Raw genomic sequence first — 14,128 nt, 5'->3', positions numbered from 1 at the left:
GCCGATTACGCAGGTCTAAGACTGCCATGCCCACGCCCGTCGGCACGCATCGGCATGGAAGTGCCGGGGAAGCGCAGCGCGTCGAGGGCCTCGATGCCGAGGAGCGGCGCCCAGTCGCCGGGGGCCGCGACGATCCAGCCGCCGAGGAGTTCGGTGAAGACGGGCCGTTCCCGGACGAGGGCGGCGAGGAGCCGGTCGAGCCGCGCGGCGCCCTCGGGGGTGCGCACGCACAGCAGGCCGGCCCGGTGGGTGAGCTGCCGGGTGCGGGGCTCGCTGCGCTCCTCCGCCCGCTCGGCGGCGGCCGTCACGAGGGCCTCCGCGACGGAGGAGTCCCCGGCCTCGGCCCCGTACCTCTCGTGCTCCAGGAGTACGTCGAGCAGCTCGGCCCGCAGGTGGCGGGAGGCGCCGGTGCCGGGGGCGGCGAGCACGGGGGCGAGGGCGCGGCGGAGCGGGACGGACCTGCTCCGGACCAGGTCGCCGACCAGCGGGAACAGCACGGCCCCGGCCTCGGGTCCGGCTTCGAGGCGCCGGTCCACGAAGGCGGCCACGTGCGGGGCGTCCCCGGGGTGGAGCAGGGCGTGGTCGCGGACGAGGACGGCGGCGCGGCGGGCGAGGGCGGGCGTGTCGATCCCGGCGAGGGCCTCCAGGACCGCGGCCGGGTCCCCGCCGGGGGCGCCGAGGCGGGTCCGGAGGGCGTCGAGGGCCTCCCCGGGGTGGGTGGCGAGGGCCGCGACGAGCGCGTCGACGGGGACGCCGGGCTCGGCCGCGGCCCGGGGCAGGTGCCGGGCGCGGGACTCGGGGTCGCGGACCAGGAGGCCAAGGGCGGCGCCGTGCAGGTCCCGGTCGGCGGGGCGGGCGAGGAGGGCGAGGGCGGCGTAGCGCAGGAGCTCGCGGTCGGCGGGGGCGGTGGCGCGGCCGGCGGCCAGGTGCCCGTACGCGGCGGCCGCGGCGCGCCGCTCCGGGCGCCCGTCGTCGTGGGCCCAGCGGTCGACGGCCCGGCAGAGGGCGGAGGTCTCGTCCCGGGCGAGCGCGGCGAGGAGGTCCTCGGCGAGGGGGTGGGCGGTGGCGACGAGCGCCTCGCACAGGTCGTCGACGGCGAGGTCCCGGTGGGCGTGCAGGAGGGCCTGGGCGGCGGTGGCGACGGTGGCGTGCGGGGCGGCGGGCAGCGGCCGGGCGTCGCCGAACCAGCGGCACAGGAGCGGCTGGACGCCCCGGGGGTCGGCGGCGAGCAGCTCCGCGACCGTGCCGAACCAGCGGTCACCGCCCGGCGGGTCGGCGGTGACGAGCCGCCGCAGCAGGTCGATCCGCTCGTCCTCCCCGACCGCGAGGCCCCGCCAGAACGCGGGCCCGAAGGCGGCGAGGGCGGGGGGCCGCCCGGGGCGGGCGCCGATCCGGTCGGCGAGCAGCCGCAGGACGGGCAGGCAGGGCCGGGGGTCCGGGATCCGGCGCAGGCTTTCCCCGAGCAGTCGCGCGGCCCACCAGGCCCCGTCCCCGTCCTTCCCGGCGTCCGCGAACCGGGCGAGCGCCTCGACGAGTCCGGCGAGCCGCGGCACGGACCCGCCCGCCCCCCGCTCCCGGTGTTCGAGCAGCAGCGCCTGGAGCACGGGCCCGATCCGGTGCCGGGGCACGGGCGGCGCCTCCGGGGCCCCGGCGGCCGGGGACTCCCCGCCGGACGGGGCGGGGGGTACGGCGGGGGCGGGGGCGCCGGGACCCCGGGGCGGCCCGGAGGCGTCCGGGGCCGTGCGGGGGCCGGGCAGCACGGCCGGTCCCGTCGGGGAGCCGGGAGAACCGGGAGAACCGGGTGTGTCGGGGCTCGTGGGGAGGTCGGGGCCGGGCGCCCCGGCGAGGGGCCGGGAGCCCGCTTCCGTGCCACCGGGGGCGTCCGGGCGCGCGAGGGGTCCGGGGGCGCCCGGCACCGGGCCGGGGGCGCCCGGCGCCCGGCCCTCCTCGTGGTGGGCGTGGACCAGGGCGTGGAGCGCCGTGTCCAGGTCCAGGTGGGCGGCCTGGAGCCAGTCGGCGAGCTCCTCGTGGGCGAAGCGGTAGCCGGAGCCCGCCGGGACGAGGAGGCCCTCGGTGAGGACGGCCGGGGCCCAGCCCTCCCGCCAGGGGAACAGCTCCTCGAAGGAGGCCCGGTCGAGGACGCCGTGGCCGGGGCCGAGGCAGCGGCGGGCTGCCTCGTGGACCCGGCCGGTCACGCGCGCGGCGAGCCGGCGGACGGCGGTCCCCCGGACCAGGGGACGGGTCCCGGCGGCGATCCGGACGGCGGTCCGCAGGCACATCAGGTCGAGGTGGGCGGTGAAGACCTCCTCGCGGCAGGGCCGCCCCGGCACCTCGCCGGGCAGCGCGGCGCGGACCTCGGCGAGCAGCCGCAGGGCGAGCGGGTGCCGGGCGTCCGCCTCGGCGAGGTCCGTCTCCCGGAGCCCGTACCCCTCGCGCACGGCCCGCGCCTCCTCCTCGGTGTACGGGCCGAGGACGACGGCCGGGGGGAGTCCGCTCCCGTCGTCCCCGGTCGCGGGACGGTGCAGGGCCTCCGGGCCGTAGAGGGCACCGGCCCGCTCCCAGTGCTCGGGACGGCAGGCGGTGGCGAGCCGTACCCCGTGGGCGCGGAGCCACCGCTCGGTGGCCGCGGTCCAGGCGGGGAGCCGGTGGGCGAGGAGCGGGGGCATCTCCTCGGGGCCGTCGAGGACGACGAGGAGCGGCCGGCCGGCCTCCCGGGCGAGGGCGGCGGCCCGTTCGGGGGTGGCGGTGGTGGTGTCGCCGAGGGCGCCGGAGGCGGTGACGATGCGCCCGGCCCGGTCCAGGGCGCGGCCGACGGCGTCGGCGAGGGAGTGGTCCTCGGCGCGCAGGTCGGCGCCGCGCAGCCGGACGGTGGGGGCCGGGGCCTCGCCCCGGGCGCGGCGGGCGCAGAGGGCGGCGAGGGCGGTGGTGCGTCCGGTGCCGGGGGTGCCGACCAGGGCGAGGACGGGGGCGTCCCCGGCGGTGAAGCGGTCGAGTTCGCGGGCGCACCCGGCGCGCTCGACGGGTTCGGGCCAGGGCCCGGGGTCCCGCACGGGGCCGGTGGAGGTGGCGGTGAGCTCCAGGATCCCGGCGAGGTTGAGGTCGGGGCCGTAGGCGGGGACGGTGGCGGCGTTGCGCCGCAGCAGGTCGGTGAGCGGGCCGTCGGGCCGGAGCGGGACCGCGTATCCGGCGGCCCTGCGGCCGCCGTGGAGGGCGGTGCCGAGGACGGCGAGGACGGTGCCGGTGGCGGTGTCGAGGACGGGGCTCCCGGCGGCCCGGCCGCCGCGCCGGAGCGCCTCGGCGCCCTCGGTGCCGATGGCGAGTTCGAGGGCCTCGTCGAGGTCGTGGAAGCGGTCGGCGGCGGTGTACGTGACGGCGGCGGGGCCGAGGACGCGCGCCTCGCGCCAGCCGTGGGCCTCGATCCGGACGTACGTGCCGGGTTCGATCTCGGGGCGGGTGGCGAGCGGCAGGGGGCGGACGCCGAGTCCTTCGCTGCGGACGAGGGCGAGCCCGCTCTCGGGCAGGGGGGTGACGGCCCCGGCCTCGGCGAGCCAGCTGCGGTCGTCGGGTGCGCGCAGCAGCACGCGGCTGAGTCCGTCGACGGCTTCGTGGCTGGTGACGACCGTCCCGTGGTGGTCGGCGAGGAAGCCGGTGCCGCGCGTCCGGCCCGCCGGATCGCAGATCCGCACCAGCGTCGCCAGGTCCCCGCGTCCCATGGTGACGACGGTAGGCGGCCGGTGGTCGGGCGACGGCGCGCGGAGGGGAACGCGCCCCCTCTCACTCCCCTTTTTGCTCCGAGCGCCTCCCCGGTGGAGTGAATTCCCGTGACTTTCCGGGACAGGGTCCGGGTGGGGGAACGAGAGTGGGGCGGGTACGCGCGCGTACCCGCCCCATGCGGGGGACCGTTCCCGTTCCGCCGGTCCTCAGCCGAAGACCGCGAGGCTCTTCGCCTTGCCCCGCTGGTCCTCGACCAGCGCGAGCAGCTTCCCCTCCGGTCCGAAGACCGCGACGGGGCCCTTCGGGTACTCCGGCATCTCCAGGCGGACGCCGTTGAGCAGCAGCCGGGCCCGCTTCTCGTCGACGTCCCAGCGCGGGAACGCCGCCGCGGCCGCGTCCGCGACCGGCATGACCGCCAGCTCCTCCTGGAGCCGTTCCAGGGTCCTGGCCGAGTCCAGCTTGTACGGCCCGACCCGGGTGCGGCGCAGCGCGGTCAGGTGGCCGCCCACACCGAGCCCGGCGCCCAGGTCGCGGGCGAGGGCGCGGATGTACGTGCCGGAGGAGCAGACCACCGAGACGACCAGGTCGACCACGGGGGTGCCGTCCTCGGCGACGGCCTCGCGGACGTCGTACACCCGGAAGGAGGAGACGGTGACCGGGCGGGCCGGGATCTCGAACTCCTCGCCGCCGCGCACGCGCGCGTACGACCGCTTGCCGTCGATCTTGATCGCGGAGACCTTCGACGGCACCTGCATGATGGCGCCGGTCAGCTCCGCCACACCGGCGTCGATCTGCTCGCGGGTGACCTTCGAAGCGTCGACCGACGCCGTGATCTCGCCCTCGGCGTCGTCGGTGATCGTGCTCTGGCCCAGGCGGACGGTGCCCAGGTACTCCTTCTCGGTCAGCGCGAGGTGACCGAGGAGCTTGGTCGCCCGCTCCACGCCGAGGACGAGGACGCCCGTGGCCATGGGGTCGAGCGTTCCGGCGTGGCCGACGCGGCGGGTCTTCGCGATCCCGCGCATCTTGGCCACGACGTCGTGCGAAGTGAAGCCCGACGGCTTGTCGACGATGACGAGGCCGTCGGGCGTGGGGGTCTTGTCGCTCATTCGGCGGTGTCGTCCTCGCCCGGCTTCTTGTAGGGGTCGGCGTCGCCCGCGAAGCCGGCGCCCGAGGACGCCTCCCGCACCTGGGCGTCGGAGGCCCGCGCCTTGTCGAGGAGGTCCTCGATGGTGCGCGCGTTCTCCGGGAGGGCGTCGGCCACGAAGGTCAGCGTCGGGGTGAACTTGGTCCCCGCCGCCCGGCCCACGGCCGAACGGAGGACGCCCTTGGCGCTCTCCAGGCCCGCCGCCGCGCTCGCGCGCTCCTCGTCGTCGCCGTAGACCGTGTAGAAGACCGTGGCCTCCCGCAGGTCACCGGTGACGCGGGTGTCCGTGATGGTCACGTGCGTACCCAGGCGGGGGTCCTTGATGCCGCGCTGCAGCTTCTCGGCGACCACCTCCCGGATGAGGTCCGCCAGCTTCTTCGCCCGCGCGTTGTCGGCCACTGGTCCTTCTCCTTCTTCGCCTTGCTCGATCAGTCTTCATCAGTGTGGAGCCTGCGGCGCACCGACAGCAGCTCCACCTCCGGCCGGGCGGCGACGAGCCGCTCGCACCGGTCCAGCACGTCACTGAGGTGTCCCGGGTCCCCCGTCACCATCGCGACGCCGATCTCGGCCCGTCGGTGGAGGTCCTGGCCGCCGACCTCCGCCGCGCTCACCGCGAACTTGCGCTGGAGCTCGGCGACGATCGGCCTGACGACGGAGCGCTTCTCCTTCAGCGAGCGCACGTCGCCGAGGAGCAGATCGAAGGACAGTGTCCCCACGTACATGCGTGTCCGGATGTCCCGCCGGTTCGGGGTCAGTGGCCCCGCCCACCAGAGGGCGGGTACACCAGGAACCGTACACGCAACGGCCGGGGCCGATCGACGGAATAAGCTCCGCCGACCGGCCCCTGCTCACTGCTGCGATCGGACGCGATCAGGCGCGCGGCTTCTCACGCATCTCGTACGTCGCGATGACGTCGTCGATCTTGATGTCGTTGAAGTTTCCGAGGTTGATACCGCCCTCGAAGCCTTCGCGGATCTCGGTGACGTCGTCCTTGAAGCGGCGCAGACCGTGGATCGTGAGGTCCTCGGCGATGACCTTGCCGTCGCGGACGAGGCGCGCCTTGGTGTTGCGCTTGACCTCGCCCGAGCGGATGAGGACACCGGCGATGTTGCCCAGCTTGGACGAGCGGAAGACCTCGCGGATCTCCGCCGTGCCGAGCTCGACCTCTTCGTACTCCGGCTTGAGGAGGCCCTTGAGCGCCGCCTCGATCTCCTCGATCGCCTGGTAGATGACCGAGTAGTACCGGACGTCGACGCCCTCGCGCTCCGCCATCTGCGCGGCACGGCCGGCCGCACGGACGTTGTAGCCGATGACGATGGCGTCGGAGCCCATGGCCAGGTCGATGTCCGACTCGGTGACCGCACCCACACCGCGGTGCAGGACGCGGATGTCGACCTCTTCGCCGACGTCGAGCTGGAGCAGCGAGGCCTCCAGGGCCTCGACCGCACCGGACGCGTCGCCCTTGATGATGAGGTTGAGTTCCTGGACGAGACCGGCCTTGAGCACCTTGTCGAGGTCCTCCAGGGACACCCGGCGGACCCGCTTGGCGAAGGCGGCGTTGCGCTCGCGCGCCGCGCGCTTCTCGGCGATCTGACGGGCCGTACGGTCCTCGTCGACGACCAGGAGGTTGTCGCCGGCACCCGGCACGTTGGTGAGACCGAGCACCAGGACGGGAGTCGACGGGGCCGCCTCCTCGACGTTGTTGCCCTTGTCGTCGAGCATCGCCCGGACGCGGCCGTACGCGTCGCCGACCACCACGGTGTCGCCGATGCGCAGCGTTCCGCGCTGGACGAGGACGGTCGAGACCGCACCGCGGCCGCGGTCGAGGTGGGACTCGATCGCGATGCCCTGCGCGTCCTGGTTCGGGTTGGCCCGCAGGTCGAGCGAGGCGTCGGCGGTGAGGACGACGGCCTCGAGCAGGGAGTCGATGTGCAGACCCTGCTTGGCGGAGATGTCGACGAACATCGTGTCGCCGCCGTACTCCTCGGCCACCAGGCCGAACTCGGTCAGCTGACCGCGGACCTTGGTCGGGTCCGCACCCTCGACGTCGATCTTGTTGACCGCGACGACGATCGGGACGCCGGCGGCCTTGGCGTGGTTGAGCGCCTCGATCGTCTGCGGCATGACGCCGTCGTTGGCCGCGACCACGAGGATCGCGATGTCGGTCGACTTCGCACCACGGGCACGCATGGCGGTGAACGCCTCGTGACCCGGGGTGTCGATGAAGGTGATCTTGCGGTCCTCGCCGTTGACCTCGGTGCCCACCTGGTAGGCGCCGATGCCCTGCGTGATGCCGCCGGCCTCGCCCGCGACGACGTTCGTCTTGCGGATCGCGTCGAGCAGTCGGGTCTTGCCGTGGTCGACGTGACCCATGACGGTGACGACCGGCGGACGGGAGACCAGGGCCTCTTCGCCGCCCTCGTCCTCGCCGAACTCGATGTCGAAGGACTCGAGCAGCTCGCGGTCCTCCTCCTCGGGCGAGACGATCTGAACGGTGTAGTTCATCTCCTCGCCGAGCATCGTCAGCGTGTCGTCGGAGACGGACTGCGTGGCCGTGACCATCTCGCCGAGGTTCATCATCACCGCGACGAGCGACGCCGGGTTGGCGCCGATCTTCTCGGCGAAGTCGGTGAGGGACGCACCGCGCGACAGGCGGATGACCTCGCCGCCACCGCGGGGGAGCATCACGCCGCCCACGGACGGGGCCTGCATGGCCTCGTACTCCTGGCGCCTCTGACGCTTCGACTTGCGACCGCGACGCGCGGGACCGCCGGGACGGCCGAAGGCGCCCTGCGTGCCACCACGGCCACCCGGGCCGCCGGGACGGCCGCCGAAGCCGCCGGGACGACCGCCGAAGCCGCCGCCACCGCCGGGACCACCCGGACGACCGCCGCCGCCACCGGGACCACCGGGACGGCCGGCGAAGCCGCCGCCGCCACCGCCGGGACCGGCCGGACGACCGGCGAAGCCGGGACGACCGCCGCCGCCACCGCCGGGACCGCCCGGACGGCCGCCGGGGCCACCGGGGCCACGACCGCCGGGGCCGGGACGCGGGCCGGCAGCGGGACGCTGCGGCATCATGCCCGGGTTCGGACGGTTGCCGCCGGGCGCGCCGCCCGGACGGGGAGCCTGCGGACGGGGCATGCCGCCCGGGGTCGGACGGGCGCCGCCCTGACCCTGCGGGCGCGGGGCGCCGCCGGGGCCGCCCTGCGGACGCGGGGCGCCCGGAACGGCACCGGGGCCGCCGGGACGCGGGGCGCCGCCACCGGGACGGGGCGACTGCGGCCGCGCCATGCCGGTGGAGCCGCCCGAGGTGAACGGGTTGTTGCCCGGACGGGGACCGGCCGGACGGGCACCGCCCGGACGGGGGGCCTGCTGGCCGCCGGGGCGCGGCGCGCCCTGGCCCTGCGGGCGGGGCGCCTGCTGGCCCGGACGGGCGGCCGGGCGGGGGCCCGGGGTCGCGCCGGCGGGACGCTGCTGACCGGCGGCGGGGGCCGCCGGAGGCGCGGTGAACTCCGGGGTGGTCGGAGCCGGGGAGGCCGGCGCCGGCTTCGGCGCGGCCGCGGGCTTCGGACCCGGGGTGGGACGCGGGCCGGGGGCCGGCGTCGAGGACTTCTCCGCGGCCGCGGGCTTGGGCGCCGGGGTGGGCGCGCCAGGCTTCGGGGCGGCGGGACGTGCAGCCTGCGCCGGGGACGGCGCGGGGGAGGCCTGCGCCGGCTTCGGCGCGGCGGGGGCGGGCGTCGCCCTGCGGGGCGCGCCGGGCTTCGCAGCGGTCTTGCCGGCGTTGCCGCCGGGACCCTGCAAAGCGTCAGTCAACTTGCGCACGACCGGCGCCTCGATCGTCGAGGACGCCGAACGGACGAATTCACCGAGTTCTTGGAGCTTGGCCATGACGACCTTGCTCTCCACGCCGAACTCCTTGGCGAGTTCGTATACCCGGACCTTAGCCACTTCGCTCCTTTGAGGTCCGGTTACCGCCGGACCGTCGCTACTTCATGGGCGTACTCATCGCGTACTCATCGAGTGCTCATCGCAATCTCGACCTACTTCCAACTCGCGAGGTACCTGACCGCACGGTGTTCCGTGCCGTACTTCTTCACTGCTGTGCCGATCGCTCGACGTGCTGGCGGAGCGCCGCGGTGTCGAGCGGCCCCTGGACCCTGAGGGCCCTCGGGAACGCTCGGCGGCGGACCGCCAGATCGAGGCAGACCACGGCGGGGTGCAGATACGCACCCCGGCCGGGCAGCGTACCGCGATGATCCGGAACACACTCGTCCTTATTCACCACGATCCGCAGCAGATCGCTCTTGGCCGCTCGCTCCCGGCATCCCACGCAGGTTCGCTCAGGGCACACGCGGGCGTGCGTCCGGCCAGACACGATTAAGTCTACCTCCCCGTACCGACCTCGCCCGTTTGGGGCAAGAATCGAACAGTCGTTGGCCAAAAACGGTCTCAGGCGCGCTCGCCCTGGTCCGCCTGCTCGGTGTCCGGACGGATGTCGATCCGCCAGCCGGTGAGGCGGGCGGCCAGGCGGGCGTTCTGGCCCTCCTTGCCGATCGCCAGGGACAGCTGATAGTCCGGCACCGTCACCCGGGCCGAACGGGCGGCCAGGTCGACGATCTCGACCTTGGAGACCCGGGCCGGGGAGAGCGCGTTCGCCACCATCTCGGCCGGGTCGTCCGACCAGTCGACGATGTCGATCTTCTCGCCGAGCAGCTCCGCCATCACGTTGCGGACGCGGCTGCCCATCGGGCCGATGCAGGCGCCCTTGGGGTTCAGGCCCGAACGGGTGGCGCGGACGGCGATCTTGGTGCGGTGGCCGGCCTCGCGGGCGATGGCCGAGATCTCGACCGAGCCGTCCGCGATCTCCGGCACCTCCAGGGCGAAGAGCTTCTTCACCAGGTTGGGGTGGGTGCGCGAAAGGGTGACGGAGGGGCCGCGGACGCCCTTGGCGACCCGGACGACGTACGTCCGCAGGCGCAGGCCGTGGGTGTACTCCTCGCCCGGCACCTGCTCCTGGACCGGAAGGATGGCCTCCAGCTTGTCGTCCAGCTTGACCAGGACGTTCTTCGGGTCCTTGCCCTGCTGCACCACACCGGCGACGACGTCGCCCTCGCGGCGCGCGTACTCGCCGAAGGTCACGTCGTTCTCGGCGTCCCGCAGCCGCTGCTGGATGACCTGGCGGGCGGTGCTCGCCGCGATCCGGCCGAAGTCCGAGGGGGTGTCGTCGAAGTCCTTGGGCTCCTGGCCCTCCTCCAGGTCGGAGGGGTCCTCCTTGGCCCACACGGTGACGTGGCCGGTGTGCCGGTCCAGCTCCACGCGCGCGTGGCGGCGGGCGTCGGGGGTGCGGTGGTACGCGATGAGGAGGGCCGACTCGATCGCCTCGACCAGCAGGTCGAAGGAGATCTCCTTCTCATGCGCCAAGCCCTTGAGAAGCTTCACGTCGATGTCCACGGCTACGCCTCCTCTTCCTTCTTGTCCTTGCGGTTGAACTCGATCTCGACACGCGCCTTGGAGATGTCGGCGAACCCGACCCTGCGGGCGGTGGGCTTGCGCCCCTTCACGCCCGGGACCTCCAGGTCGAGGCCGTCCTCGTCCACGGCGAGGATCCGGGCGACCAGCTCTCCCGCCTCGGCGAGCTGGAGCCGGACCAGCCGGCCGGTGGCGCGCACGTAGTGGCGGTGCTCGGTGAGGGGGCGGTCGGCGCCGGGGGAACTGACTTCGAGGACGTACTCGCCCTCGCCCATCGCGTCGGTCTCGTCCAGCTTCTCGGAGATCGCGCGGCTCAGCTCGGCACAGGCGTCCAGCTCCACGCCCTCGTCCGAGTCGACGACGATCCGCAGCAGTCCGCGGCGGCCCGCCCGGGACACCTCGATCTCTTCCAGATCCAGGTCCTTCGCGCGGACGAGCGGCTCGACGAGTCCGCGCAGCCTGTCGCTCTGGGTGGTGCTCATCCGGGTGACTCCTCGGCCGCGTGTGCTGTTGTGTGTCGTCGCGTGTCAGACCAAAGGGTATCCGGTCCCGGAGGGTGTTGCCGTCCATCGCCCCGGGGCCCGCGGGTACGCTCGCCTGCGGTGATCCGAACGGTCTTCCGGTACGGACGGGGATCTTCGACGGTGGACGGCGGCCGAGGGAGAAGGCGTGACGACGACGGGCAGACGCGCTCTCCTCGCGGCGGGAGCCGCCGCGGGGGCGACGGCCCTGGTGGGCTGCACCTCCTCCGGCGGGGAGGGGCCCCGGCGGCCCGGCGCCGCCGAGCGCGAGGCCGAACGGGCGGCGCGCGCCGAGGCGGCGCTGCGGGCGCGCTCGGTGGCGGTCGCGCGCGGACTGCTCGAACGGTACGACGCGGTGCTCGCCGCGCACCCCGGCCTGGCGCCCCGGCTGGCTCCGCTGCGGCGCTCGGTGACGGCGCACGCGAAGGCGCTCGGCGAGGGCGGCACGGGCCCGGTGGAGCCCGCCGCGGCCTCCTCCGCGCCCGCCGCCTCCCCGTCCGCACGCCCCACGGCGGCCTCCCCCGCGCCCGTACCGGTGGCGACCGACCCGGGGACGGCCCTCAAGGAGCTGGCGGCGGCCGAGCGGACCGCGTCGGAGGGGCACGCGGACGCGCTGCTCGCCGCCCCGCCCGAGTACGCCCGGCTGCTCGCCTCGGTGGCGGCCTCGGGCGCCGTGCACGCCTACCTGCTGACCGAAGGAGCCCGGCCGTGAGCGCCCTCGACGCCGTCCAGGCCGCGCTGGCCGCCGAGCACGCGGCCGTCTACGGGTACGGGGTCGTCGGCGGCCGGATCGGCGCGGAGCGCCGGGCGGAGGCCGCGGCCGCGTACGAGGCGCACCGGGCCCGGCGGGAGGTGCTGCGCCGGGCGGTGCGGGACCTCGGCGGCGCGCCGGTGGCGGCGGCCGCCGCGTACGGGCTGCCGTTCCGGGTGGCCGATCCGGCGGGCGCGGTGCGGCTCGCCGCCGTCCTGGAGGACCGGGTGGCCGGCGTCTACTCCGACCTGGTCCGGGCCACCGAGGGCCCGGCCCGGCGGGAGGCGGCCGCCGCGCTGCGGGAGGCGGCGGTACGCGCCGTGCGCTGGCGCGGCGGCGACGTAACCTTTCCTGGGCTCGCCGAGCGGGCCTGAGCCCCGCCCCGACCGAATGGAACAGCGTACGCATGGCTTTCGAACCGCCGCAGCGACTCGTCCGGGCGCTCGGTGAGACGTACGGGGAGACCCTCGCGGCCGAGTGGCTCGGGCGGCTCCCGGAGCAGGCGCGGAGCGCGCTCGACCGGGACTCCCTGGACGCCGAGCGGGTGATGGCCCCCGGCGGGCGGAGCAGCCTGGTGGTGCTCGTCCGGCGGCCCGACGGCTCCCCCGCCGCGCTCAAGGTGGCGCCGCCGTTCGCCCGGCCCGACCGGGAGCGGGAGGCGCTCGCCCACTGGAACGGCTGGGGCGCGGTGCGGCCGCTCGACGGGGCGGGCGAGGGGGAGATCCTGCTCGAACGGCTCCACCCCGAGGTGTCGCTGCGCTCCCTGCCGGAGGCGAAGGCGCTCCTGGAGGCGGCCGGGACCGTGCGGAAGCTGTGGGTCGAGCCCCCGGCGGACCACGGCTTCGAGTCGGTGGCCGGGCGGACGGCCCGGCAGGCGGAGGCGATGGAGCCGTACCGCTCCGACGCGGTGACGGGCGGGCTGACGGCGGCGGCGCTCGCGGCGCGCGAGGAGCTGGCGGCCGGGGAGGCCGAGACGGTGCTCCTGCACGGCAACTTCCGGCAGGGCAAGGTCCTGGCCGGCGACCGGGCGCCCTGGCTGGCGGTGGGGCCCGAGCCGCTGGTCGGCGAGCGGGCCTACGACCTGGCCCGGCTGGTGCGGGACCGGGTGGAGGACCTGGTGGCGGCCTCGGCGGGCGCCTCGGTGGCCCGGCGGCGGGTGAACAAGCTGGCGGACTCGCTCGACGTGGACCGGGAGCGGCTGCGGGGCTGGACCCTGTTCCGCGCGGTGGAGTCGGGGACGCGGGCGCTGACGGCGGGGCGCCGGCAGGACGCGGAGCTGCTCCTGGAGTTCGCGGGCTGGCTGTAGCCGGCGGGCCGGTCACGGCCCGGGGGCGGAAACGGCCCGGGGGCGGAGAAGGTCCGAGGGCGGAGAAGGTCCGAGGGCGGAGAGGGCCGGAGACGGCCCGGAGCCGGGCGCGGCTCGCGGGCCGGCTCGCGTTCGCGGACGGACCGAGCGGGAATACCCCTTTTGTACCGTTCGCCGGACGGCCTGGCACGGCGTTCGGCCCGACTCCAGGGGGCCGTGATGATCGAAGAGCTGCTGATGGCGGCGGCCGGCGCGGGCGCCGCGGCCGTGGTGTACGCGGGCGCGGCCGCCCGGGTGGTCAAGCAGTACGAGCGCGGGGTCGTCTTCCGCTTCGGCAAGCTGCGCGGCCGGGTGCGCTCACCCGGGTTCACGATGATCGTCCCCGTGGTCGACCGGATGCACAAGGTGAACATGCAGATCGTCACGATGCCGGTGCCCGCGCAGGAGGGCATCACCCGGGACAACGTGACGGTCCGGGTGGACGCGGTCGTGTACTTCGAGGTGGTCGATCCGGCGGACGCCCTGGTGCGGGTGGAGGACTACCGGTTCGCGGTCTCGCAGATGGCGCAGACCTCGCTGCGGTCGATCATCGGCAAGAGCGACCTCGACGACCTGCTGTCCAACCGGGAGAAGCTCAACCAGGGCCTGGAGCTGATGCTCGACAGCCCGGCGATGGGCTGGGGCGTGGCCATCGACCGGGTCGAGATCAAGGACGTGTCGCTGCCGGAGACCATGAAGCGGTCGATGGCCCGGCAGGCGGAGGCGGACCGGGAGCGGCGGGCCCGGGTGATCAACGCGGACGCGGAGCTCCAGGCGTCGAAGAAGCTGTCCGAGGCGGCGGCGATGATGTCCGACCAGCCGGCGGCGCTCCAGCTGCGGCTGCTCCAGACGGTGGTGGCGGTGGCCGCCGAGAAGAACTCCACGCTGGTGCTGCCGTTCCCGGTGGAGCTGCTCCGCTTCCTGGAGCGCGCGACGCCGGACGCCAAGAAGGAGACGGACGCCGAGAAGGAGACGGACGCCGAGAAGGAGACGGGCGCCCCGAGGGAGACGGCGGCGCACCGGGCCCCGGAGGTGGAGATACCGCCCCTGCTCGGCGACGCGCACCTCGGGAGCCGGGCGGCGGCGGAGGACGCCATCGAGGACCTGACGGGCACGTCGGTGGAGCCCGCGCCCGCGCCGCGCCGGGAGCCCCGGGAGGACTGACACGGCGACGGCCCCCG

At 75.4% G+C, this 14,128-nt stretch carries 12 protein-coding genes; 4 read left to right on the top strand and 8 right to left on the bottom strand.

Annotated elements, in window-relative coordinates; all coding sequences use genetic code 11:
* Nucleotides 1-5: 5 nt before the first annotated feature.
* From ACIQKA_RS15590 to rimP, 8 genes are all read right to left on the bottom strand, one after another.
* Nucleotides 6-3,713, bottom strand: a complete 3,708-nt coding sequence (locus ACIQKA_RS15590; RefSeq protein ID WP_402541236.1) for a trypsin-like peptidase domain-containing protein — start codon at nucleotides 3,711-3,713, stop codon at nucleotides 6-8.
* Nucleotides 3,714-3,920: 207 nt separating this feature from the next.
* Nucleotides 3,921-4,820 carry a tRNA pseudouridine(55) synthase TruB gene (truB, locus tag ACIQKA_RS15585; protein WP_391095927.1) on the bottom strand — a complete coding sequence of 300 codons (900 nt, stop codon included), beginning with the start codon at nucleotides 4,818-4,820 and terminating at the stop codon, nucleotides 3,921-3,923.
* A complete protein-coding gene (gene rbfA, locus ACIQKA_RS15580; RefSeq protein WP_383152744.1) occupies nucleotides 4,817-5,257 on the bottom strand; it encodes a 30S ribosome-binding factor RbfA in 441 nt (146 codons plus the stop codon). The genes truB and rbfA overlap by 4 nt, the downstream gene beginning before the upstream one ends.
* Nucleotides 5,258-5,286: 29 nt before the next feature.
* Nucleotides 5,287-5,580 carry a DUF503 domain-containing protein gene (locus ACIQKA_RS15575; RefSeq protein ID WP_030217805.1) on the bottom strand — a complete coding sequence of 98 codons (294 nt, stop codon included), beginning with the start codon at nucleotides 5,578-5,580 and terminating at the stop codon, nucleotides 5,287-5,289.
* A 148-nt stretch (nucleotides 5,581-5,728) separates the two neighbouring features.
* On the bottom strand, nucleotides 5,729-8,809 hold the full coding sequence (infB, locus tag ACIQKA_RS15570; protein WP_383152747.1) for a translation initiation factor IF-2: 3,081 nt from the start codon (nucleotides 8,807-8,809) through the stop codon (nucleotides 5,729-5,731).
* Nucleotides 8,810-8,954: 145 nt separating this feature from the next.
* Complete coding sequence (locus tag ACIQKA_RS15565) at nucleotides 8,955-9,236, bottom strand: YlxR family protein (RefSeq protein WP_383152748.1); 282 nt, start codon at nucleotides 9,234-9,236, stop codon at nucleotides 8,955-8,957.
* 74 nt (nucleotides 9,237-9,310) lie between these two features.
* Nucleotides 9,311-10,312: a transcription termination factor NusA gene (gene nusA, locus ACIQKA_RS15560; RefSeq protein ID WP_383152750.1), complete on the bottom strand. Its 1,002-nt coding sequence runs from the start codon at nucleotides 10,310-10,312 to the stop codon at nucleotides 9,311-9,313.
* Between the two features lie 2 nt (nucleotides 10,313-10,314).
* Complete coding sequence (rimP, locus tag ACIQKA_RS15555; RefSeq protein ID WP_383152752.1) at nucleotides 10,315-10,812, bottom strand: ribosome maturation factor RimP; 498 nt, start codon at nucleotides 10,810-10,812, stop codon at nucleotides 10,315-10,317.
* Nucleotides 10,813-10,999: 187 nt separating this feature from the next.
* Here rimP and ACIQKA_RS15550 point away from each other — a divergent pair, with 187 nt between their 5' ends.
* From ACIQKA_RS15550 to ACIQKA_RS15535, 4 genes are all read left to right on the top strand, one after another.
* Complete coding sequence (locus tag ACIQKA_RS15550) at nucleotides 11,000-11,563, top strand: hypothetical protein (RefSeq protein WP_402541232.1); 564 nt, start codon at nucleotides 11,000-11,002, stop codon at nucleotides 11,561-11,563.
* Nucleotides 11,560-11,976: a DUF4439 domain-containing protein gene (locus ACIQKA_RS15545; RefSeq protein ID WP_383152756.1), complete on the top strand. Its 417-nt coding sequence runs from the start codon at nucleotides 11,560-11,562 to the stop codon at nucleotides 11,974-11,976. Before ACIQKA_RS15550 ends, ACIQKA_RS15545 begins: the two co-directional genes overlap by 4 nt.
* A 32-nt stretch (nucleotides 11,977-12,008) precedes the next feature.
* Entirely contained in the window at nucleotides 12,009-12,908 is a 900-nt protein-coding gene (locus tag ACIQKA_RS15540; RefSeq protein ID WP_383152758.1) for an aminoglycoside phosphotransferase family protein, read from the top strand.
* A 219-nt stretch (nucleotides 12,909-13,127) separates the two neighbouring features.
* Nucleotides 13,128-14,111 (top strand): SPFH domain-containing protein, encoded by a 984-nt coding sequence (locus ACIQKA_RS15535; RefSeq protein WP_391095920.1) that lies wholly within the window; start codon nucleotides 13,128-13,130, stop codon nucleotides 14,109-14,111.
* The last annotated feature ends 17 nt before the right edge of the window (nucleotides 14,112-14,128 follow it).

The sequence above is a fragment of the Streptomyces sp. NPDC092045 genome, assembly GCF_044756005.1.
Classification (GTDB): domain Bacteria; phylum Actinomycetota; class Actinomycetes; order Streptomycetales; family Streptomycetaceae; genus Streptomyces.
The sequence above is the reverse complement of the archived record's forward strand: the minus strand, read 5'-3'. Positions and strand labels throughout refer to the sequence as shown.